11 protein-coding genes and 1 pseudogene are annotated in these 23,625 nt (G+C 40.6%); 1 reads left to right on the forward strand and 11 read right to left on the reverse strand.

What is annotated here, in order from left to right; genetic code table 11:
* Nucleotides 1-229: 229 nt before the first annotated feature.
* The 3 genes and pseudogenes from ACN222_RS08140 to ACN222_RS08150 form a co-directional block, all read right to left on the reverse strand.
* Nucleotides 230-343: pseudogene (locus ACN222_RS08140) on the reverse strand (ISAs1 family transposase); the annotation flags it as partial.
* A gap of 44 nt (nucleotides 344-387) precedes the next feature.
* Nucleotides 388-4,533: an NB-ARC domain-containing protein gene (locus ACN222_RS08145; RefSeq protein ID WP_010995805.1), complete on the reverse strand. Its 4,146-nt coding sequence runs from the start codon at nucleotides 4,531-4,533 to the stop codon at nucleotides 388-390.
* Between the two features lie 18 nt (nucleotides 4,534-4,551).
* Entirely contained in the window at nucleotides 4,552-4,824 is a 273-nt protein-coding gene (locus ACN222_RS08150) for a hypothetical protein (RefSeq protein WP_049942393.1), read from the reverse strand.
* Between the two features lie 291 nt (nucleotides 4,825-5,115).
* On the opposite strand from ACN222_RS08150, the gene ACN222_RS08155 reads away from it, so the two are divergent.
* Nucleotides 5,116-5,436, forward strand: coding sequence for a hypothetical protein (locus ACN222_RS08155; RefSeq protein ID WP_010995806.1), 321 nt, complete (start codon nucleotides 5,116-5,118; stop codon nucleotides 5,434-5,436).
* 115 nt (nucleotides 5,437-5,551) lie between these two features.
* Here the strand turns inward: ACN222_RS08155 and ACN222_RS08160 are convergent, their stop codons facing one another.
* The 8 genes from ACN222_RS08160 to ACN222_RS08195 form a co-directional block, all read right to left on the reverse strand.
* On the reverse strand, nucleotides 5,552-6,049 hold the full coding sequence (locus ACN222_RS08160; protein ID WP_010995807.1) for a molybdenum cofactor biosynthesis protein MoaE: 498 nt from the start codon (nucleotides 6,047-6,049) through the stop codon (nucleotides 5,552-5,554).
* A gap of 222 nt (nucleotides 6,050-6,271) precedes the next feature.
* Nucleotides 6,272-8,164, reverse strand: a complete 1,893-nt coding sequence (locus ACN222_RS08165; protein ID WP_126987257.1) for a response regulator — start codon at nucleotides 8,162-8,164, stop codon at nucleotides 6,272-6,274.
* Nucleotides 8,165-9,126: 962 nt separating this feature from the next.
* Nucleotides 9,127-10,293 carry an MFS transporter gene (locus ACN222_RS08170; protein ID WP_010995810.1) on the reverse strand — a complete coding sequence of 389 codons (1,167 nt, stop codon included), beginning with the start codon at nucleotides 10,291-10,293 and terminating at the stop codon, nucleotides 9,127-9,129.
* Nucleotides 10,294-10,332: 39 nt separating this feature from the next.
* On the reverse strand, nucleotides 10,333-11,910 hold the full coding sequence (locus ACN222_RS08175; RefSeq protein WP_044522853.1) for a PfaD family polyunsaturated fatty acid/polyketide biosynthesis protein: 1,578 nt from the start codon (nucleotides 11,908-11,910) through the stop codon (nucleotides 10,333-10,335).
* A 167-nt stretch (nucleotides 11,911-12,077) separates the two neighbouring features.
* Nucleotides 12,078-16,883 carry a PfaB family protein gene (locus ACN222_RS08180; RefSeq protein ID WP_010995812.1) on the reverse strand — a complete coding sequence of 1,602 codons (4,806 nt, stop codon included), beginning with the start codon at nucleotides 16,881-16,883 and terminating at the stop codon, nucleotides 12,078-12,080.
* A 52-nt stretch (nucleotides 16,884-16,935) separates the two neighbouring features.
* Entirely contained in the window at nucleotides 16,936-18,693 is a 1,758-nt protein-coding gene (locus ACN222_RS08185) for an SDR family NAD(P)-dependent oxidoreductase (protein ID WP_010995813.1), read from the reverse strand.
* 263 nt (nucleotides 18,694-18,956) lie between these two features.
* Nucleotides 18,957-19,718: a hypothetical protein gene (locus ACN222_RS08190; RefSeq protein ID WP_010995814.1), complete on the reverse strand. Its 762-nt coding sequence runs from the start codon at nucleotides 19,716-19,718 to the stop codon at nucleotides 18,957-18,959.
* 5 nt (nucleotides 19,719-19,723) lie between these two features.
* The gene (locus ACN222_RS08195; protein ID WP_096637125.1) at nucleotides 19,724-23,521 is read right to left on the reverse strand and encodes a type I polyketide synthase; all 3,798 of its coding nucleotides are present in this window, start codon (nucleotides 23,519-23,521) and stop codon (nucleotides 19,724-19,726) included.
* Nucleotides 23,522-23,625: the final 104 nt, after the last annotated feature.

Consider the following 23,625-nt stretch of genomic DNA (forward strand, 5'->3'; position numbering starts at 1 on the left):
TGGGTGGCAATTGGTGTGGATCATTAGCTTTATCAGACGCGATAAATCGCGCCTCTAAATGAGGATTTTGGGTTTATTTGAAGCATATTAAGTAACTGCCCAGGTAGGAAAGTCAGGGATATTCCGGTGAGGGAAGAAAGATGGTAATGTTCAAGGATAAGTCCAGAAGAAAAAGATCAAAAAATAGAAAGGCTAGAGCAAGAGGTTAAAGCTCTGCTATCCTTTCCAGCAGTGCTTTAACCTCATCTGCTTGTTTCTGAGCGATTGCGTGAACTATTTCTTTTTGACAACCCATTGCATCAATCGTAACAATACAACCCGCGATGTCCAAGACTTTTATCAATCGTTATATTTACGTATGTTGACTCAAAGAGCGATTTTTAAATTTTATTGCCACCACCGTGAAACATCTTGGATAGCAGAAGCTGTATCTCTCAATGCTTGTTCGCCACCTAAAGTATCTATAATTGGAGTTAGTATATTTATATCACTAAGTAAGCCTGGGCGAGTGTAAACAGATAAGATGTGAAGAGTTTTTCCCCAGAGACAAAAAAGTTGAGTTTTTTGTATTTGTAAAAGTTTATCCACCAAACTACTCAGGACTTGGGCGCGATGCTTCTCATCCTGAATCCCCCTGGCAGCAGCCACAGCCTCTGGTAACAATTCTGGCAATTTATCAGCCAAATTACTTAGAACATCAGCACGATACTCTTCATCCTGAATCTTCCTAGCAGCAGCCACAGCCTCTGGTAACAATTCTGGCAATTTATCAGCCAAATTACTTAGAACATCAGCACGATACTCTTCATCCTGAATCTTCCTAGCAGCAGCCACAGCCTCTGGTAACAATTCTGGCAATTTATCAGCCAAATTACTTAGAACATCAGCACGATACTCTTCATCCTGAATCTCCCTAGCAGCAGCCAGAGCCTCTGGTAACAATTCTGGTGGCAATTTATCAGCCAAACTACTTAAGGCATTGGCGCGATAGTACTCATCCTGAATTTCCCTGGCTGCTGCCAGAGCCTTTGGTAACAATTCTGGTGGCAATTTATCAGCCAAATCACTTAGATTATAGGCGCGATTATGCCCGTCATCCTGAATCTCCCTGGTAGCAGCGAGAGCCTCTGGTAATAATTCTGGCAATTTATCAGCCAAACTTCTTAGGGCTAAGGAACGAGGATACTCATCCTGAATCCCCCTGGCAGCAGCTACCGCCTCTGGTAATAATTCTGGGAATTTATCAGCTAGACTTATTAGAACATAGGCGCGATAGTACTCATCCTCAGTCTCCCTGGCAGCAGCCACAGCCTCTGGTAATAATTCAGGTGGCAATTTATCAGCCAAACTACTTAAGCTATCGGCGCGACAATGCTCACTCAGAATCTCCCTGGCAGCAGCCAGAGCCTCTGGTAGCACTTCTGGGAATTTATTAGCCAAATTACTTAGAGCATCGGAATGAAACGCATCATACTCGATCTCCCTAGCAGCAGCTACAGCCTCTGGTAACAATTCTGGCAACTGAACAGCCAAACTACCCAGAATAGAGGCGCGAAACTCTCCATATTCAATCTCCCTAGTAGCAGCCACAACTTCTGGTAGCAATTCTGGTGGCAATTTATCAGCCAAACTTCTTAAGGCTTGGGCGCGATACTCCTCATCCTGAATCTCTATGGCAGCAGCTAGAGCCTCTGGTAACAATTCTGGAAATTTATCAGCCAAACTTCTTAAGGCTTGGGCGCGACTTGACTCAAACTGAATCTCCCTGGCAGCAGCTAGAGCCTCTGGTAACAATTCCGGCAATTTCGCAGCCAAACTACTGAGAATATAGGCGCGATACTTCTCATCCTTAATCTCTCTGACAGCCACAGCCTCTGATAACAATTCTGGTGGTAATTTATTTGCTAAACTACTTAGAGCATCGTTGCGATACTTTTCATCCTCAATCTCCCTGGCAGCAGCGAGAGCCTCTGGTAATAATTCTGGTAATTTATCAGCCAAACTACTTAAGGCTTCGGCGCGATACTTTTCATCCTCAATTTCCCTGGCAACAGCGAGAGCCTCTGATAACAATTCTGGTGGCAATTTATCAGCCAAACTACTTAGAATATCAGCGCGATTATAACCATTCTGAATCTCCCTGGTAGCAGCGAGAGCCTCTGGTAATAATTCTGGCAATTTATCAGCCAAACTACTTAGAATATAGGCGCGACTTGATTCAAACTCAATCTCCCTGGCAGCAGCCAACGCCTCTGGTAACAGTTCTGGCAATTTATCACTCAAACTTCCCAGTACTTCGGCGCGATTCGCCTCATCCTGAATTTCCCTGGCAGCAGCCACAGCCTCTGGTAACAATTCTGGTGGTAATTTATTAGCCAAACTAATTAGAGCATCGCGGCGATTGTAGCTATTCTCAATCTCCCTGGCAGCAGCCAACGCCTCTGGTAATAATTCTGGCAATTTATCAACCAAAATACTTAGAACAAAGACACGAGAATCCTCATCCTGAATCTCCCTGGCAGCAGCCACAGCCTCTGGTAACAATTCTGGTGGCAATTTAACAGCCAAACTACTTAGAATTCGAGCACGCCTAGACTCATCCTCAGTCTTTCTGGCAGTAGCTAGAGCCTCTGGTAACAATTCTGGCAATTTATCAGCCAAACTACCTAGTACCTGGGCGCGAAACTCCTCATCCTGAATCTCCCTGGCAGCAACCAGAGCCTCTGGTAACAATTCTGGCGGTAATTTGTCAGCCAAACTACCTAGTACCTGGGCGCGATAGCTCTCATACTCAATCTGCCTGGCAACAGCCAGAGCCTCTGGTAATAATTCTGGTGGCAGTTTAACAGCCAAACTACTTAGTACCTGGACGCGAAACTTTTCATCCTCAGCCTCCCTGGTATCAATCTTCCTAGTAGCAGCCAGAGCTTTCGACAGTGCTAATTCTTTTAACTTTGATGGCAAATGATTGGCTAGCTGTGTAAGCAAGTTTGCTTTCTGTGATGGATTCGAGCTTTGTATTGCGTAACTGAGTCCTTGCTCAGGAGTCCACATATTTTTTTCAACTAACGCAACCAACAGCCCTACTGGTAAATCCACTGTTAAACTATTAAGGGATGCAATAATTAAAGCATAGCGACACTGCAACCCAATAACTTGAGCCAAGGTTGTTTCAGTCCAGGAGTTTTCTGCCAATTCCCAAGCACGAAAAACATCAGTTACAAAATTGGCAGTTTGTGATAGGCGCGCGCAAGCTTCGTACCAACCATTACCTCCTGTTTCTGAATCTTCTCGTAATAATTCGTGAATTTCTTCTACCTTTTGAGCCTTGGACAAATGCCAAACTAAATGCTGATGGATATACCCGTCATTGGGTAAGGTATGCCAAAGATTTTCAGAGGTTTTATTTCGGTATGTCTCCAAAAAAGTAGCGTGAGCAGAGGCTAAAGTTATACCCAACCCCGATAGATTATCTTCATCCTCTGGGTTTGGTGGAGCAGTCAACAAATTACGTGCTAAGTCATGAAATAAGTCATGTAAACGGTACGTTGGTGTCCCATCTTTTAAAGGAACTCCAGGCGATAAAACTGCTTTATTTTCTAAGTATTCCAATGTCTTAGCAGCATCATATATATCCATTTTCCATAGAGTCGCTGCCATCATCTTAGTGATGGTAACATTTTTCGGTAATACCCCCAACCAAGAAAAATGCTCCTGCTTTTCTTTAGGCATTCGCTTGAGACTCAAATTTAATGATGCTGTTAAGCGCAAGCGTTTTAAAATGGTTTCATCAGTAATTTCTTCTGCTTTTGGTCGAGTAAGATTTTTTAATCGCGCTACCTCTTGCTGAAAATCCTCTAATAATTGAGTCCAAGTTGTACAACTGGCGATTTCAGCAGCTACCAATGACAACGCCAGAGGGAAATAACCAACGGATGAAGCTAAATCTTGCGCTGGCTGATATTCTATAGCAGTAATCGAGCGTCCTAATTTTTTAGTCAGCAGTTCCATTGCTTGGGATGGTTCCATCACATCCAAACAACATGGGGGGTTAGCTCCGAGAGCTTCGGCGATTTCTGCATCGCGGGTTGTTACCAAAACTTGACAGCTAGCTCCACCAACATTAAATGCTTGTGCATCCTCTATATTCCAAACGTCGTCTATTATTAGCAGCACAGCTTTTTCATACAACAATGTACGCAGTTGATTGGAAGTTGCTTCCACACTGATGGGTTTAAAGTTGTAGTCCCCCAATGCTTGTACCCAAGCACTAAGCAGCGATAAAAGATTAGGCTGTTGACCTAAAGTTACCCAGAGAATCCCGTCACAAAAATGAGCTTGCACCTCTTGGTCATATGCCAAAGCCATTGCCAGGGTAGATTTACCAACCGAAGCCAAGCCATCAATAGCTGTCACGACCAAAGCACCTACATCTGATGAATTTTTCAGCAGACGAGTTTTTAACTCTCGGCTGTATTCGAGACGTTCTACATAATAATTTGGTAGAGATGGTGCGAGTAAGGTATCAATCATCTTGTATATTACTGGCTTTTACAGCTTTTGATTGACTAGATATCTCCGAAAACGCTCAAAGCCTTTATGTTCTTCTAAAACTAATTTTACTTTAAGCAGATCATAAGTTATGCTCTCATCATCTTCTATACCATCATCGCTTGGAGCATCTATGTATTCCCCGTCCCAGCGACGCTTAAAAGCGCTGTCTAAATAATAAATAGATTCATCTGATGTATTAATAGTGGCAATTATAAATAAGTTAGGGGGATTGTTAATTTTGCGATTTTCTAAATTTTTAAGTAGTCTCAATCAATTACTGTTTGAATCTCTTTCCAATTGAGATTTTAAGTTGCCAGTAAAAATACCAAAATTACTGCCGTTAATTTTTATTAAACCCTCAAGGTAAATATTAGCTTTATGTCCCATTACATTAAATAAACCAACCAATTACATTTCCGAGACATCAACCTCATAACTCGACCAATCGTCTTCTTACCTGTCCAGCAATTGAAAAACTGAACCAAATATAGCAGCAGCATTTCCTCGGTTTAATTCATCAATAACCAGGAGACAATTATCACTTAGAAGTAGTAGCCATAGATGGCAAAACTCACTACAATTGAGTCATTAATTGGAGCAGTTGTTATTGAAGAATTTGGTGCTTTTACTTGGATTGGAAGACAATGGTACTTCACAAACTTCACGGGTAAACCTTTTACTCGTAATGATTTTATTGAATGGTATTCCTGCCCAAGAGGAATGATATTACCTAATTGTCAGTACACTGATTTTCAAAATTGGGGTGGTAGTGCTGAATTAATTAACAAGAAAATCAAGTGGTATTTTATTGGACGAGATGAAAGTGGTAGACGTGTTAAGGGTGAAGCTGAAATTGAAGAATTTGGTGAGCTTATTGAGTAAATTCTGAGGTGCGCTCACTCTCCTCAACTCCTGCTCTTATTACTTTACTTGGACTTGTGTGTACACCGTAGGTTCTCTAGACGAAACACGGGCATAGGCAACTAATTCGGGAATTTTAGCAATTTTGTCCTGACTGTTCACAAGCACCAATACTTACCCAAGTGCTAGAACCATCTTGCCAATGTTCTTTTTTCCAAATGGGGGCGTTATGTTTCAGGGTATCAATTGCATAGCGACAGGCTGCAAATGCCTCACTACGATGGGGACAACCTATGGCTACTAAAACGCTGATTTGTCCTACCTGCAAACGCCCAATACGATGATGAATCACTACCCGATTGACAGCAGGCCAAGCCGAGCGAATGTCTGCCGCTATTTGATAAAATACACGCAATGCCATTGGTTCATAAGCTTGATATTCTAAGGAAACTACAGGTTTTCCATCGGTTTGATTGCGAACCATCCCACTCATTACTACCACCGCACCATTAGCCGAGTCATCGGCTAGAGCATGAATTTCTTCTAGAGATAAAGGTGCGAAAGTGATAGCAAAACTATCTTCAATTTTGGGTTTGAGCGTAACAATGGGTGTAGATGGCAGCACTGATTTCATAGTCCTAGATATCAACTGAATATATAATTATTTATTACTATTATTAATTAACATAGGACTTACGCACTGAGGTTGTCTGTTGAGACTGGGTGTAAGGGTGTAAGGGTTTTAAACATTTATACCCCTATACCCTTGTCCAAACCCTTAATTTTTCGTTTTCATGCGTCAAGTCCAATTAGCAATTACCCAACTCTACAAATAATATAAGCCTAGCAACAAGAATTAATTCTTATGCTGGACTGCATTAATTGTTTGTAATAATTGGTAAGCGGTGTATGGCTTCGATAAAAATGCTTGGATACCCATATTATAAGCTGTGTTGACTTTATCATGAGCCGCCAAGCCACTGACAGCAATGATTTTTACATGAGGATTAATTTTTTGCAATGTCCGAATAGTTGTTAAGCCATCCATAGAGGGCATTACCATATCTGTCAACACCAAAGATATTTCGTCTCGGTGTTCTGCATATAAGGCGATCGCTTCAATTCCATCACTAGCTGTAATTGCTTTATAATTATGAGACTCTAGAGATGTTTTCGTAATATCTCTAATAGCAGCTTCATCATCGACAACTAAGATTAACTCTCCATTTCCTGGAGGTAATTCCAACTCTGCTTCTTCTAAAAGCTCTTTGGTATCCTGAGCAGGTAAATACACTTTAAACTGGCTGCCTTCGCCCTCTTCCGTATATACATTAATAAAACCCCCGTGACTTTTAATAATGCCGAGTACGGTTGAAAGTCCTAATCCCGTGCCTTTACCCAATTCTTTCGTGGTAAAGAATGGCTCAAATATCCGATCTAATATGTCTGAAGGAATACCAATTCCCGTATCAGTAACTGTAACTACTACATAGGGGCCGACTTTGGCATCTATATTCATTTTGGCATAATTTTCATCTATCGAGAAGTTTTCCGCCGTGATTTTCAACGTACCGCCCTTGGGCATCGCATCACGGGCATTAACACACAAATTCATCAGTACTTGATGTAACTGGGTAGCATCACCAGAAACAGTCCAAAGATTCTGAGAAATGTGCGCCACCAAATCAATTGATTTGGGAAATGTTTCTTTAATAATTTGCTGAATTTCTCCCACTAGGTGCTTCAATTGCAATAAGGTGCGTTCACCTTCAAGACTGCGAGTAAATGATAATACTTGTTTAACTAAGTTAGCCCCGCGTTTAGCGTTAGTAATCAATATTGGCAATAGTCGCCGAGAACGTTCATCTTTGATTTGTGATTCTAAAAGTTGTGCTGTCATCAAAATAGGAGCCAGAACATTATTGAGATCATGGGCAATACCACTTGCAAGAGTGCCAATACTCTCTAATCGTTGAGCGCGAAGAAATTGAGCTTCTAATTGCTTTTTTTGGGTGATTTCTGTGTTGACGATGAGTATACATTGGGATTTATTCCCAAACTCATGTACTAATGTCCAACGGCTTTCAACAATAATTTCTTTACCAGATTTTGTGGTTTGATGTAATTCTCCCTTCCATGAACCTTTTTGCTGTAGAGTCTCCAGTGCTTTTTGCAATAAGGCTAAGTTTTTGTCTTGCCAGAGATTTTGAGTTTTGTTGTCAATTGCTTCTGCTTTTTGCCAACCGTAAAGCCTTGCTGCTGCTTCGTTCCAAAATAAAACTTGCCCATCTAAATCTTGTACAAAAATGGCATCATTGGCAATATCCAGCAGCGCTGCTTGTTCACGGATTTTTTTTTCTGTTTGTTTACGCTCAATGGCATAGAGAATAGAACGTTCTAGGAGAGGTGCATTCAGTTGGTTCTTTTCTAGATAATCTACCGCTCCGGCTTTCATGGCTTCTATATCTATTTCTCCGTCTCCTTGACCTGTGAGCAAAATTATCGGAGAGGTGCAGCCATCGGCAATTGCTTCGCGTAACAGTTCTAGTCCACTGCGGGAGCCTAAACGATAGTCTACTAAATATATATCATGCTGATTTTTGGCGATCGCTACTTTTGCCGCTTCATAATTATCTACCCATTCTAACTTGCAGTTAGCTACCCGAAATTCACTGAACCAATTACAAGTTAAGATGTAATCACTTTCGCCATCATCAACCAACAGCACTCTGACTAAACTTTGGCTCATCCCTGACTCCTGCGTCTCTTATTAGCAGTTACACAACTCCAAACCAGTATTTTCTATTGCCTTCGTAGCTGTAACTAAAAAACCAAAAGTAACTGGCTAGATGAAGGCGTTTATACCTAAATATTAGGAATGATATATATATTCTTCTCTACTTAGATATGCTCAGGAAAATCATCCGGATTAGGTTTTTCGCAAAAATTGACCAGCCATACCTCGTTATTTTGATTATCATTATTACTAATAAACTCGGTCACGGTTCTTTGCCACACCTCCACTGCAAGGGATTTTATTGTATTTTTTATGACTCAGGATAAGATAATTAACCTCAACAAATTAATGTGTATAGTTTTACTATAAAGCTTATTTTTAGGTCTGTTAGTAATCCCTCTCTAGAAATAGAATTTCCAAATAATAATCAAGCAATACTATAACAATTAAAGCTTTCAGCTACTTTTAATACTCATTTGTAGATAAACTCTTATCTAAACGCTAGGCAGTAGCTATGAAAAACGAAGGGATGCCTGTAAGAACAAGCACCCCAATCGTGGAAGATGAAATAAGTAGTACCAACCCTCATCTAAAACTAGCGAATTATAGCTGTTGACTGTTGACAGACTGGAAAGCTTTTTATTGTCAGGGTTTTACCTTAGCTTGGTGTCCTAATATATCTGGCTACAGCCATATCATGAGAAAATCTCTGCGTGCCTTGGCGCTAACCCCAGCGTTACTCTGCGTTAAAAAGCTAAATATTTTAAGTAAGTCGGTGCAATAAAACCAAACTATGTGAAGAAAAGTAAATAAGGCTCAAATTCTTTCTCCCCCTGCTCCCTGCCTTATTCCAACAATAATTATTTACACTGACCTACTTAGATCCCCCTAAATCCACGCCACTCGCTACAAGGGGGAGCTAGAGGGATTAGTAAGTGCTTAAAATGACAACCAAAAACTTTTCAAGCAATCTCTTAACGTTCAACGCTTAGAAGTGAACGGTTATATTTATTCTGTTTGCTTAAACTCAGGAAAAATAAAACAAAAATAACCATCATTAGCATAAAAATATATTGCGTTCCGAGCAACGTCATCACTATTGCCGATAAAATTGGCCCAGCCGTACATCCCGCACTATAAATGGAGGTAAATAAAGCACTGCCAGAGGATAATTCATCAACTGCCAGTCTTGACCCAATTAAAGCCAAGGACAAGGGAAAAACAGGACTCATTCCTACACCAGAAATAAAAGCGAAGAAAGGTGTGATATTAGGATCGTCTATAAAAGATAGACCAATAACCGAAACAATCACGACAATCACACTACACCTCAACGCTTTAACTTTACCTATGCGATCAGCTAAATGAGTTACCGGAATTGTTGATATTAATCCTCCTAAAATAAACAACCCAAAAATATAACCAATGCGCTCAACGCCATAATTTTGTTCTAGTAAATAGAGAGGATAAAGAGATACTAATGTAGCGACACTAAACCCATAGGCAAAGGAACCATGCAATGGAAGCCTAAGCTTTTTAATAATCTGAAAGCGGGGGATTTGAAACTTAATCTCTTTTTCTGGTAGTCCTAAATATACGACAATAATGCCACTCAAAATTAATCCACTACCTAAGAGGAATGTTGTTTTAGGGGAAGCATTGTAAAAAGCTGCTCCCATGACTGGCCCAATTCCAAATCCTAAGCTAAAACATAAAGCATCTAACCCATTAACAATGCCCCGATTTTTATCATTACAGAAATAGTTGATAGCAGTTTGTCCAGAGATGAGATATAAACAACAAGCTAAACCCATCACGGCACGTATCAAAAACCAAGCAGACAATTGGGTTGTGAAGGGAAATAAAGGTGCAGTTATTCCCATGAGCAAAAACCCTAACATCATGGTTTTACGCAAACCTATCTGACGGAGAATTTTGGTAACTAATGGGGTGCCAATAGCAATGATAAAAAAGTAGAGTGTAGAGTTAGCACCAATGACAATATCATTGATGTTATTTTGTTTCATTAGGGTGGAAATAAATGGATTAAATAACCCTAAAGAGATTCCTGATAAAAATGCCACAATATAAAGGGCTGGCAGTCCAGGAGCAAAAGGAGAATCGATTGTTTTATTAGTCATAAATCCCTTGTTAATATGTGTGCATTATTGAGCTAGAAGCTAAATATTGAATGGACTGTAATAACAGTATTGAGATGGCAGATTAAGACCTTGTAATTTCAAATTTTGTAGACGATATAAATAGGCAGCACCTTGCATAATATGTGTGGCTACGTCAACAACTGTGCGATTTTCAGGCAATTCTAAATAGGAACCTTTCACCCATTCATTAAAGGAACCCATTGCGGGGCCGCACCAGATTTGATAATCCATTTTGCGCTGCTCATCTCCACTAGTTGACCAACGAGAAGATAATCCTAAATACCAGCGAAAAATCAGAGCCATTTTCCGTTTAGGGTTGTTATTAGCTCGTGCAATTTGTTCAGGATCTCGTTGGGAAAAATAAGCAACGGTCTCATCCCAAACTTGATCTAAATTTTTGCGGAAAATTTGTGTTTCTAGAGTTTGACGTATCTCTGGGGGAATCTCTTCAATTCCTCCATAAGTTTTATAAAGGTCATACAATTTTTGCGCGCGCATGGGGAACAAACTACCCCGTTTAAGTAGTTGTACCTTCACCCCCATTTCAAACATATCAGCGCAGGGTGCCATCACCATATCAGCCATGCTTGCTTGGGCTAATAATTGTTTGGTATGGTCAGAGGTTCCAGCTTCTATGCAACTATGGTTGATCGAACCTGTGACAATATAACTAGCCCCCATCATAAAGGCAGCTAAAGCCGCTTCCGGTGTGCCAATTCCGCCAGCCGCACCTACTCTTACGGGATGGTCATAATGGTATTGGTGTTGAATTTCATCTCGTAAGGCGATAATGCTGGGTAGCAGACATACCAAAGAACGGTTATCAGTGTGACCCCCTGAATCAGCCTCAACGGTAATATCATCCGCCAAGGGGACTTTTTCGGCTAAAGCAGCTTGTAACGGTGTAATATATCCCCGTTCTACTAAGGATTTGAGGAATTTTAGCGGTGCAGGTTGCAGAAATTTTTGAGCTACTTCAGAGCGGGAAATTTTGGCAATGACTTTATTGTGGGTTTGAATTTCCCCTTGAGAATTTAGGTGTAGCCCGGCTGCACGATAGCGGACAATATGAGGGGTTAAATCCATGTAAGCTGAGGCTTCTACTGTCCTCACCCCATGTTTGAGGTAAAGTTCCACAGCCCCTTGCTCTAGGGCTTCTTCTGAGGGGCTATGAATCAAATTGAAGGCATAAGGGCCAGTAGGCAGGGCTTGTTGAATTTGGAAAATAGCTTTTTCTACCCGTTGCGGTACTAATCCTGCTGACCCGAAACTGGCTAAAAATCCGGCTTTTCCCAAGGCAATGACTAGGGTTTCCGAGGCAATACCCCCCGCCATCGCGCCAGCCGCATAGGCGTAGTTAACTCCATGAAAATCAAGAAAACTGCGATCGCCCAATTTTTGGGGTAAGATGGCATTCACCATCATTTGTGCTTGTATGCCTTCAATAGGTTGATGGGATACTCCTACTTGATTATTTTTCAGAAATACATAACAAGGTTGATGTAAGTTCAGCAATTTTTGTTGAATACTTTCATGATCGAAAGCAATAGAATCTGGAGGATTCAGGGTGGCGATGGATGTACCTTGAGTGAGCATTTTTGGTAACCTCAAATAATAATTGAATGGGTATTGCGGACTTACGTATCCAGGTTGTCTGTTGAGACTGGGTGTAGGGGTGTGAGGGTGTAAGGGTGTGATGGTTGCAAACATTTATTTATACCCCTGTACCCCTATACCCTTAATCTTTCGTTTTCATGCGTAAATCATGCTTCTACTAAGCACAAAGCAATATCTTTAATTTCATAAATTCTTAAGTCTTCTTTCCAGAGGCTGGCATCAGCAATAATTGTGATGCGCTCAGATTCGACTTCAATCTTAGAAATATGAACCTCTAAAGACATTAAGTGATTTTCTGGCGTAATTTGTCCCCGATATTTCCAAGTTATTTCATGATTAATAGCTTGACCAAATCGAGGATTTCTGAATGATTTGCCTAAGTCTAACTGCAAAGCATAGGCCTGCATAGCTTGGATAATTGATTCGACTCCCAAGGCTCCAGGCATGACCGGGTCTTGATAAAAATGGAAGGGGAAATACCAATCTTGAGGGGTAATTGATTTTCTGGCATATATGTACCCTTTTTGATAGTTTCCACCACCTTCAATTATGAGCATTTCATCCAGAAAATCTAAATATTTTTCCGAGAGGCGATAATGGGGTTTATTCGGATTAATTTGATAGAGTTTCTGCCGCCAATTGGGGTCTTTTAAGAGAATTGTTGTTAAATTCAAAGCGGAGGTTTCATGTTCTTGATACCAAGGTTTCAGGCGTTTTCCTCCGTCTAACCCCACTTGATTGGCTAAGACGGCAGTGCTAAAGTCACCAAAGACCATATTGCCGCGATAAAATGGTTCTCCCTCACAGGATAATTCAAACTCATATTTTTGAATTATTGCCCCTTTAATGGCAGTCGTAGATAGAAGACGGACTTTATCAGTAATAGTTTTATTTCTGAGGTCAATTTCTTTAAGAATTTTTCCCTGCCCATCTAAATTGCGAAAATGCAGATCGTCATCAGGAGATAATAAGGTTGCCCCCATATAAACCCCTAAAAAAATGCAAGGTTGTCCAGCAATTTCAATGTAGGTGCAGTAGGGTAAATTGGGGTAAGCATTATGTTCGTAAAACCAAGCATCAGGTTTTACGTCATATTCTGTAATTATTTGTGAATTTTTTTGCAGTTCATGACGCTTGCCTTCTACTTCTAAAACCCGACTAACTAACTGAAACTCTCCATTAGGTAGGCGAACAGATTGGCGATTTTCATATATATCAAATTCTGAACCAAGACAAGCAGAAACTGAGCCTTTGGCGAATTGTTTTAGTTGTTCTTCATTGAATAAAACGGGTTGATGATTAAGCTCAGTGATAGAATTTTTGATGGCAAGTGGTTTTTCAACAAGCTGAACACCAATATTTTTAATAGTAGCAATGGTTTTTCCGCCAAAAATAACATCCACATTAGCCACAGCATATGGTTGAGGAGAGAGTCCAAGTTCTAATACCTCCATTTGATACATTAATGTGCCTGTTTGGGGGGTAACTTGTCCTCGAAAACGTGCTGCTTGAGTTTTGCCAGGAATGATTTGAAAACGAGCATCTTTGGTTCGAGTTTGTAACCCTAAAAATAAACAATAAAACTGCACTAATTGGATACATCCTTCAATCATTAAATTCCCTGGCATGGTGGGATCATTCCGAAAATGACAGAAGTAATACCAATCTTCCGGTGTGACTTCTTTTGACCCAATGGCTAATCCTAGTCCGGCTACTCCTCCCTGTGGATTAACCATCATCACGTTATCTAACATGAGTAGTTTTGCTGGTGGTAATCTTAAGGATGGATTTATGGAATTTTGTTGGTATCTTTCCCCAAAACACTTGACTAAATCACCCAGAGTTAAAGCAAGAATATCTTCTGATGTGAAATTTGATTTAGAACAAGTTAGTAGAGGTGTAAACTGTTGTTTTGTAATTCGCTGACGTTCTCTTGCTTCACTTTCGGAAACAACAATTCCTTGTCCTTGTTCTAATTCTTCATCAGAAAAGAGTCCTGCACAGCCGTCATGGAGTTTCATCCACACTTGATCACCAATTAAGGCTTCTCCTTGGAAAAAGATGAGTAAACTTTTTTCAGTTTTCACAGAAGAAGTAATCTTGACTCGACACTTCAATGTTTTTATGGCTTCTGGCTGTTCAAAGAGGAAGGTTGCTGATAAATCTAATAAGCGGAAAGAGCGTTTACCTTGATTTTCAAAATCCGTCCCTAAATAACTTAATAACATCAACAGTCCGTGACCAGTTTCTTTACAGATGCCAACAGTTAATTGACCATCAATTGTATACCAAGCATCTGGGGGAATATCATATTCTGTTTCAATAAATCCTGATTTATAATTTCCTAGTTTTCCTTCTAATTGAGTTACACGGCTGACAAATAAAAAGGGAGGCGAAGGCATTCTTACACGTCTAGTATAGCTGTCAATTTCTTGATAGTTTTCGCCAAAAACCTTTGATACTTTTCCTTCAATAAACTCTAAAATATCATCTTCATTAAATAGACAAGGAAGAGAAGCTACCGAAGTTGGAACTGTTTCCTTGAGGGTTGTAATTTGGGTTGGTGTTTCCTGGGGAAGATAGAGGGGTGATAAATCCAGGTCTACTTTATGGCTCACCAATTGGGCTAACATTTTGACAATGGTAGCCAAATCATCTGCACCTCGACGATTAACGCACATAGCGAGGTGATCTTGTGTCTGGAGAGTTTCTGTAATCCAACGGGAACAGCTACCGCCTGATCCTAACTCTAGGAAAATTCTGACCCCATCTTGATAAGCACGATCGATTAAACGTGGAAATTCCAAGGGTTGACAGACTCCTTGTGATAAGTTTTGAGCGATCGCCAACTGTTCTAGAGGAATTGGTTGATAATTAGCAGAGGAGTAAAATACTGTGTCCGGTGGTGTTCCCATATTGACAGTGTTCAGCTGCATAAATGCGGCAAATTCCGACTGCATAGCTTCACAGTGCAGCACCATATCCGACGGAGAACGAAAAGCATCACATTGTAAGCGTTCAATCACCCGTAAACAGCCTTGGGGGTCGCCAGCAATCACCACTTCTTGGGGTGCATTAACATGGGTAAGATAAACTCGTGGTTCTTGTTCTAAGCATTGTTTGACTGCTGCTGGTGAAGCCATTAACACATGACTACTCCATAAATTTTCCCCAGTCGGTTCGCCCCAATATTCTGCTACTGTTTGTTTTGTCCCAATTAAGCGATCGCGAAACAGTGGGGAAGAATGGATATATTGACTTCCTGCATCAGCATTAGGCCAAACTCCCAAACTATACATCATGGTACTTTCCCCCATGCTGTAACCAAAAGCTGCCTGGGGTTGAATCTGGAAATATTGCTGCATAATGTCCGTGAACATCACCGCAAAACCAGTTCCGGTTTCTAGTAGGGATAAAGGCTTGGCGATAAACTCAGTTTCTAAGGCTTCTAAATCTCGCTGTGATAGGGAATATTGGCTTCTGGGGTAGAGTTGTTTTGCTTGTAAGAATTGATTTGGATCATTAACTAAGCTGGCGATGCGGTTCCACAATTGGGGAAACAATTGGAACAGATTGCGTCCCATACCTAAATAGGAATTAAAAGCCCCTGGATAAACAAAAGCGATTTTTCCCTGTTTACCGAGGGGTTTGGGAGTAAAATAGCTTCCTTTAGGGCTTTTCCAAGATTTTCCTTCCCTAAATGCTTTCTCAATACCTTTTTTCGCTTGTTTAATTTCCCGTTGTAGGGTTTCTTTGTTGTCGCCAACAATCGCCACAACATAAGGGGACTGGGAATTACGTTGAAACTGGCTAAAATTTTCTTGGGCAGTCTGAGGTAAAGATAAACTAGTTTCAATTCTGGCAGCTAAATCATCTAGTTGTGTCTGCAAAGATGAAGCGTCATCAGCCGCGATGGGGAAAAGGTAAAAGGAAGCGTAGGGTAAATAGCTAAGACTACGACTGGTTTGGGTCGGATCTTCCGAGAGAAGAATATGACCATAAATGCCATCTTCTGCAACCATATTCACAGCAGCTTGGCGCTTTTCCTGATTTTTTGACAAAAACCAAGGATAAGAACTTGTAGGCACATAAAAAGGGCTATTTTGCCAGATTTCCGGGTGTTGGGGTTGCTGCCATTGGGGGTATGCTGGCAAATAGCGATTATAAACACATAGGGCTGTTTTAATTAAGCTAATGATTCCCGCCGCAATACCCAAATCACCCAAATTTGCCTTGACGCTACCTACAGCGCAGGTTAGGTCATGTTGATGGGTAGCGTAAGCATTAATTAAGCCGGTAAATTCTGGGCTATTTTCTTCTACAAGGCTTTGGTGGCAAACTTCAATATAGCCAACCTCTGAAGGGCTGATGTTGGCTTGTTGCAAAGCTTTTTGACAACTTTGTTGAATTGCTACAGATGAAGGAGAGAGGGTATCTGCAATGCGGGTAAAGCTTTCTAGTACCGCATAGATGCGATCGCCATCTTTTTGAGCCACTGCATAATCTTTTACAATAATGGCTCCACCATGAACGCTATGAGTATTAAGCTCAGAATTGACTACACTAATAATGACGGTATCAACTTCTTTCGCAGTTAACAGCAGTTGGGCGATTTCTAAAGCTTTAAGTAAACAATCTTTCTGTCCATCTAAATTAAATGTAATCGCTGAAAAATTCCATAAATTAGATAGATGTTTTCCCAAATTCTCTGCCGTTACGGTTTGATTGTTGGCGGTAATGACAGCAACATTTTTATAACAATTAACTTGGCAGTCTTGCAGGGCTTGATGAGATATTTTCGATAAAACAGTGAAAGATTCTACCCCGGTATCAAGATGATTAATGTCTTTGATGGTCTTGCCATCATAAATTAAGGCTGAGAATATTTCCGAATTTAAATGCTGATTTAAAAAGCAATCTAAGCCAACAATAGCAAGTCGAGAATGTGCCATAGATACTCCAAGAAGACGAATACATGATTGGGTTTGTAGAGAAAGACAACAATTACATACAAACAGTATTTTTAGAAGCAACCGTATTATTTAGAAATAATTGATTCAAACGCGCACTTGAAGTTACCTGCATATTAGTAGCTTCTAGATATACTTTTCCTTGAATATCATGGGCGATCGCACTGGCAACTACTTTAGTTTCACTCTGCTCTTCAATAGATAAATTAATCAAAAATTCCTGGTTAAAAGGAAGAGTATAAAACTGTTTCAATGCCGTTAATTCTAGCGGTAAACTACCTAAGCCATAGGTTTGTCTTACCCAGATTAATAAACATTGAAAAAACATATCGGCTGTGTAAGGGTTAAAAGACTGCGTTAAAAATTGCCCTTGTTCAGCAGGAGATATTTCTGGTAAAAAACATGAAGCAATTAATTTATTAGCAGTGATTTCGAGAATCTTTTGAATACCTCTAAATCTCTGATGATGAAATAAAATCCCCTCCTGATAAGGGTTTAAACTCAAAGAAGATTCATAATAGTTAAAATCTTCAAAAGTTAAAGCTTGTTGAGCATGGGATTTTTGACTAATATTGATTAATGCCCGATAATGATATAAAGGAATGCCTTTAGGGGTTTCACTCCAAATCAACGCTTCTAACTGAATTTCTTCCTCGGATTTTTCTACTTCGGTTAAATCAAGACAGTATAAATTAGCTAAGTTATCATCAAAAACAATACCCTTAAGCACCTTATATTTTTGACAACTCAAAAAATGATAACCAGGATAAAATTGCTCGCAAATATTTGTCATCCAAGCTAAGGCACAGACGGCAGGTAAAACAGCATTACCGCCGATTACATGATCGTAAACAAAAGGATTACCCTGTAAGGTTAAGCGCCGATATAAACGATAACTATGTTTTTCTGGGCTAAAAGCTTTTGGTAAGACGGAAATTCCTTGACTCATAATAATAAGTTGGGGAACTTTTGTGTGGTCTTGGGTTAACTCTTCCGCCAAAATTTCTGCCCCTACCCTGAGAGGAATTAGTTTAATATTTTTTTGTGTAAATAATTGTTTCAGTTGCGGTGTTACCATACCTCCATCCCAAGGCCCCCATCCAAAAGAAACCACATGGCACTCTGGATATTTTCTTTGCAACAAATAAGCGTATTTATTTAAAATTTCATTAGCTAATGAGTAGTCAGATTGACCGACATTGCCATAAAAAGAAACAAAAGAAGAAAATAAAGCAATAAACTTTAATTGTGCGATATCGACACAATTTATTAAACTGTGTAAACCTTCTATTTTTACATTATAAACAGTTTGAAAATCCTGTTCTGTTTTATGCTCAATTAACTTGTCTGCCAGATTTCCTGCCCCATGAATAATACCTGTAATTCTTCCCAAGCGTGCGACGACAGGAGCTAATGCAGATTTTAAAGCAGAGGTATCTGTCACATCAATACTTAAATATTCTGCTTCACCGCCTCCTTGTTTAATATCAGCTAGGGTTTGATAAATTTCCCGACTTTGGCATATTTTTTTATAAAGATTCTGCACTTTTATGGGCGTTGGTTTTTCTTGCTGCTCTATTAAATGTTGCATAATTCGTTTTTTTAACTCCGACTCATCAACACAACCAATGCTCCATTCCGGTTCTGTTGCTAAAATTGCAGAACGACCCAACAGAATAAATTTGCACTGATATTTTCGAGCCAAATAAATAATACATTCCGATGTGATTCCTCTGCCACCACCACTGACAACAACGACAGATGATGAATTTAGTTTAGTATGAGTATTCATGATGAGAATTAAGTAATTGCCAGTTTTTATTTATCGACTACAACTGTTAAATGAAACGAGTAATAATATCATGTTCGTCCAAATTCAAATAATATCTGTGGCGCTTGGTAGTTGGTAATGGGTAATAGTGAAAAATACCTGTTAGCTATTACCCCACATCAAACCAAATTATATGTAATTAGCCGAACTTGATATAATCTATTGCTAATGGACAAAATTTAACTGGAGTTTAGTTGAGATTATTTTCCTAAACTCCTGACAATTTAAACTCCTAAATCAGCCAATTCACAAGTCAAAGTAACACGACCTTTTGTGGTATAGCCCACTTCTTGAATTAAGGCATTGGGATCATGTAGTTCTGCCAGAATAATTTGAGCAGTAGTAGCTGCATCTAAATCAGGGCTAATATCAAGGGAACGACAAAATACAGCAGGCCACTCTAAATTTAAGGTTTTGGTTAATCCAAATAATCCGCCACTAACTGCACTAAAATCCTGTTGTCCACTTAATCCAAACTCTCCATCTAAATGAGCCAAAGTCAGAAAACTGCTCCTTCCTTGGTTTGCCGCTTGAGTGAGGCTAGATTTGAGATGTTTGGCTAATAAAAATACTTGCTTAAGAATTGCCTTATCAGGATTTACTAGAGTATCTGGTTGATTGTAAAGGTACTGGCTGATAGGGTGTAAATGGATAAAAGTGCCAATCAAACCGTAGGTCTGGAAAATCCCTGCTAATTGATCTTGTAAATGTTCTTCGCTCAAATTGGTCAGAATTACTCGGTGAACTGTAGCAGGAAGGATAGGACGCTTAGGAACTAAAGAATTTGGGAAACTGAGAACTATAACCTGCCATCCGCGATCGCTTAAACATTGAGCCACTTCAGTCGTGGTTGATGAACCATCGTCGGTTAATAAACAAGTTTGGTAAGGAGTGTTAGGAACATTCCAAAAATCAGGGGCGGGTAAAGACATCAGTTTCACCTGGTAACGTCCAATCTCTCCATGACTCCGAGGATTCGGAGCCACATTAACTAAGCTATTTTTTTTTCTGCCACCATGATTTGTCCTGCCAAATATTGGACAATTTGTGCCAGGGTACGCTTTTCCGCCAGTTCTTCGGGGCTAAGTTTGGGTAACTGAGGAAAAGATTCATGTAGAGTTCCCATAATTTCTACACGCTTGATGGAGTCCACGCCTAAATCCGCTTCTAAATCCATCTCTAATTCCAACATTTCTGTAGGATAACCAGTTTTATCACTGACAACCTCCATTAATGCTCGGCTAATGTAACTTTCACTAGCCGCAGGAGAAGCAGTTTCAGTGACAACTAATGTGGGTTGAGGAGTAGGGGCAGAATAACGAGGCTCTAAATAGTTGGCAATATGGGAGATATGAACGGGTTCAGCTACAGGTGCAGGAGTTACCTTGGGAGATTCCACTACAGGTGCAACAGGGGTCTTGGGAAGTTCTACCACAGAAGCGACGGGTGTCTGGGGAAGTTCCACCACTGGTGCTGGGACAACAACTGTTTGCTCCGCAATAGCAGAGGTTGAACCTTGAGGAATAAGAACTTCCTGTTGTTGCAGTAATTGTAGAAATGCTTGAAAACTCTGGGATTGAGTCTTCACGTATTGTTCGTGAACCTGTAGCATTTCTTTTTGATGTTGATAAAACTGTTGGAAAAGATAGGCGACAGTATTATGAGTAGAGTTATTCATGGTATTTGTTTCGTCCTTAGAGATAATAAGTTGGTAATCAGATTGATGGTAAATTTCTCCTAGAGATACCGACTCTTCCATCACAGAGACGGGGGTAATGGCAATCTCATCATTTGATGAAGCCACTAAAGGTTGAGCAGGGGAATCTGAAACAACAGTTGCTGCATCAGAAGCAACCTGATCAAGAGGGGTGGAAGCTAGCTGCACTACAGGCTCAGGTTTGAAAGCAAATTCAAAGGCAGCTTTTGTTTTGTCACTGATGTAGTTGGTGGCATTGAGCTTAATAGATAATCCTTTAGATTTGCTTTTTTGAGCAGGCAATTTTCGGGGAGAAGCATCAAGATCCTCCAGGGACAATCCCATTACTCGTAGTTGGATGACTCCTTGACGCAGTTGGACATCACTGTCTTTTTGGCGACTGGGGTTGAGGGCAATGGCTATATGGGGGCGATCGCCTAATGTCTGCTTAACTAAGTTGGTGAGAATTTGTCGGGGGCCAATTTCAACAAAGCAATATCCTCCTTGGGCGTAAAGATTTTCGATTTCCTGTGCAAACTGAACGGCATTTAAAAGATGGGCTTCCAACAGTTGCCTGATGGCAGTTGCCTCCGTCGGATAGGCGTTACCCGTCATGTTTGCATAGACAGGAATTTGAGGAGTATTAAAGGTCACCCGATTGAGCGCCTCTGCAAAGGGTTGACTTGCATGGCGAACAAAGGGGGTGTGAAAAGCAGCAGAAACAGTTAAAGGAGTAACAGTGTAGCCCTGTTTGCTTAATACTTTCTCTAGGGCGGCAATTTCGGGTTTAGAACCAGACAGTACTACTTGTTCTGGAGCATTATAATTAGCAATCTGCACCTTAGTCATACCGGCGATCAGTTGCTTAATTTTTGCCACATCACCACTGACGGCCAACATCGTACCGCGATCGCAATCATGAGACCCTTGGGGAATAGTCATGGCTTGCCCCCTGGCTTTGATCAGGTAACAATAATCCTCATCACTAAACACCCCAGCCGCCCAAAGTGCAGTTAATTCCCCAAAGCTATGACCAGCCACAAAATCGGGCTTAAATCCTACTTTCTGCAAGATTTTATACAATCCCAGGCTCAAGGCTCCAATGGCAGGTTGAGCGTTTTCTGTGCGCTGTAATTGTTGGGACTGTTGCTTGATTGTTTCTGGGCTAAAGGCAGGAATTGGAAAGACTACATCAGACAAAGCTGGCAAGTTATCCTGAGCCATCAACTGATCCAGAGCTTGATAAGCTTGTTGTATCTCTGGGAAGTTCAAGCTAATTTCTCGCCCCATGTTCAGATATTGCGACCCTTGACCGGGGAACAAAGCTACAACTTTACCCTTGAGAGATAAACCAGTTTGGCGGTAGTAAATCCCTTGGGGATGTTCCCAGGCAAAAGCCTGGGGCTGTATTTGCAGTTGTTTAATCGCTGCTTTTAGTAATTTTTGGGCTTCTTCTAGAGAGGTAGCCACAAAGCCCACACGGGCAGATGTTTCGGGGATGAGGGCTGTTTTGCTGTGATTTTGCAGTTGATTATATTGTTCGCCGCCGTTGTCAGATTGCAGTTGCTCAAGAGTCGCTTGACACTTTTGAGATAATTGTTGTGGCGTATCAGCCCACAATAAAATAGATTGGGCTGTGGAATGGATGCGATCGCCTCCTTGGGGAAGTGTCGGGGTATATTCTTCCAAAACCACATGATAGTCAGTGCCGCCAAATCCAAAAGAACTGACCCCCGCCCGTCTAGGAATGTCGCCATTTTGTATCCAGGGACGAGTTTCTGTATTGATATAAAAGGGAGACTCTTCTATTTTGAATTTCGGATTAGGTTGGGTGACATTAATGGTCGGTGGCAGGATTTTATGGTGTAAGGCTAGGGTCGCTTTGATTAAACTAGCAGCGCCAGCAGCAGCTTTGGTGTGACCGATTTGAGATTTAACACTACCAAGAGCGATTTGTTGTTTTCCTGCCTGATTTTCCGTCAAAACTTGATTGAGGGCGGTAAATTCACAGAAGTCACCAGCTGGCGTACCTGTACCATGAGCTTCCATTAATCCTAAAGTCGCAGGAGAAAAGCCTGCATCTTCATAGGCTCGCCGTAAAGCTCGCACTTGTCCCTCAACACGGGGCGCATAGATACTTTTATAGCGACCATCACTGGCAGTGCCAATACCTTTTATTACTGCATAGATGCGATCGCCATCCCGTTCTGCATCTGCCAACCGCTTGATAACTAACATTCCTAATCCTTCTCCCACCATCATGCCGTCGGATGTAGCATCAAAGGGATTAAGATAGTCTTTTTTAGAAAAAGCTGGGGTTTTACTGAAACACATATAGTTGAGGATGGAGTTGTCTGTGTCAAAGCCCCCGGTCAACATCATGTCACAACGACCTTCAATCAGTTCACTAATTGCCATTTTTAAAGCACTTAAAGAACTAGCACAAGCCGCATCAACAACACAGTTAGTTCCTCCCAAATCTAGACGATTGGTAATTCTTCCTGCGACCACATTAGGCAACATACCTGGGAAAGAATTTTCTGTCCACGGTACAAAAGCTGCCTGCATTTTTTCAATAATTTTTTCGGTCTGTTCTGCGGATAGACCACTATTTTTTAAAACTTTTTCCCAAACGGGATATTGTAAACGAGCAGTTAAGGGAGTAATACTTTTCCAAAGTCCACTAGCCCCTAAAATTACTCCTGTTGTTTCTCGATTAAATTCTTTTCCTTCACTATAACCAGCATCTTTCAATGCTTGTTTTGCCAATACCAACGCTAATAAATTTGCTGAATCCAAAGCTTCAAGAGTATCCGGTGGCAATCCAAATTCTAAGGGATCAAAATCGATTTCTGGGAGAAATCCCCCTGCTCTGGCGTAAGTTTTATCAGGCGTACTGGGGTCTGGATCATAATAATCTTTAAGGCTCCAAGCTGTTTCTGGAACTTCAGAAATACCGTTGATTCTAGCTAGTATATTGTCCCAATATTGTTGTAAATTCTCTGCTTTGGCAAACAAGGCTGACATACCAATAATGGCAATAGGTGTTTGTTGTAAAGCGGAATTTTTCAGGGTCTTTTGTTGTGTATCCATGTTCCTTTTGTCTTCTCCAATAATGAGTAGTAGGGAAAATATTAGAGGCTTGTAATTTACATATTCTTTTGGGGTTAGATATATTGAATCAACTCAATTGGTCT

This window comes from Anabaena sp. FACHB-595 (genome assembly GCF_048568275.1).
GTDB lineage: Bacteria > Cyanobacteriota > Cyanobacteriia > Cyanobacteriales > Nostocaceae > Trichormus.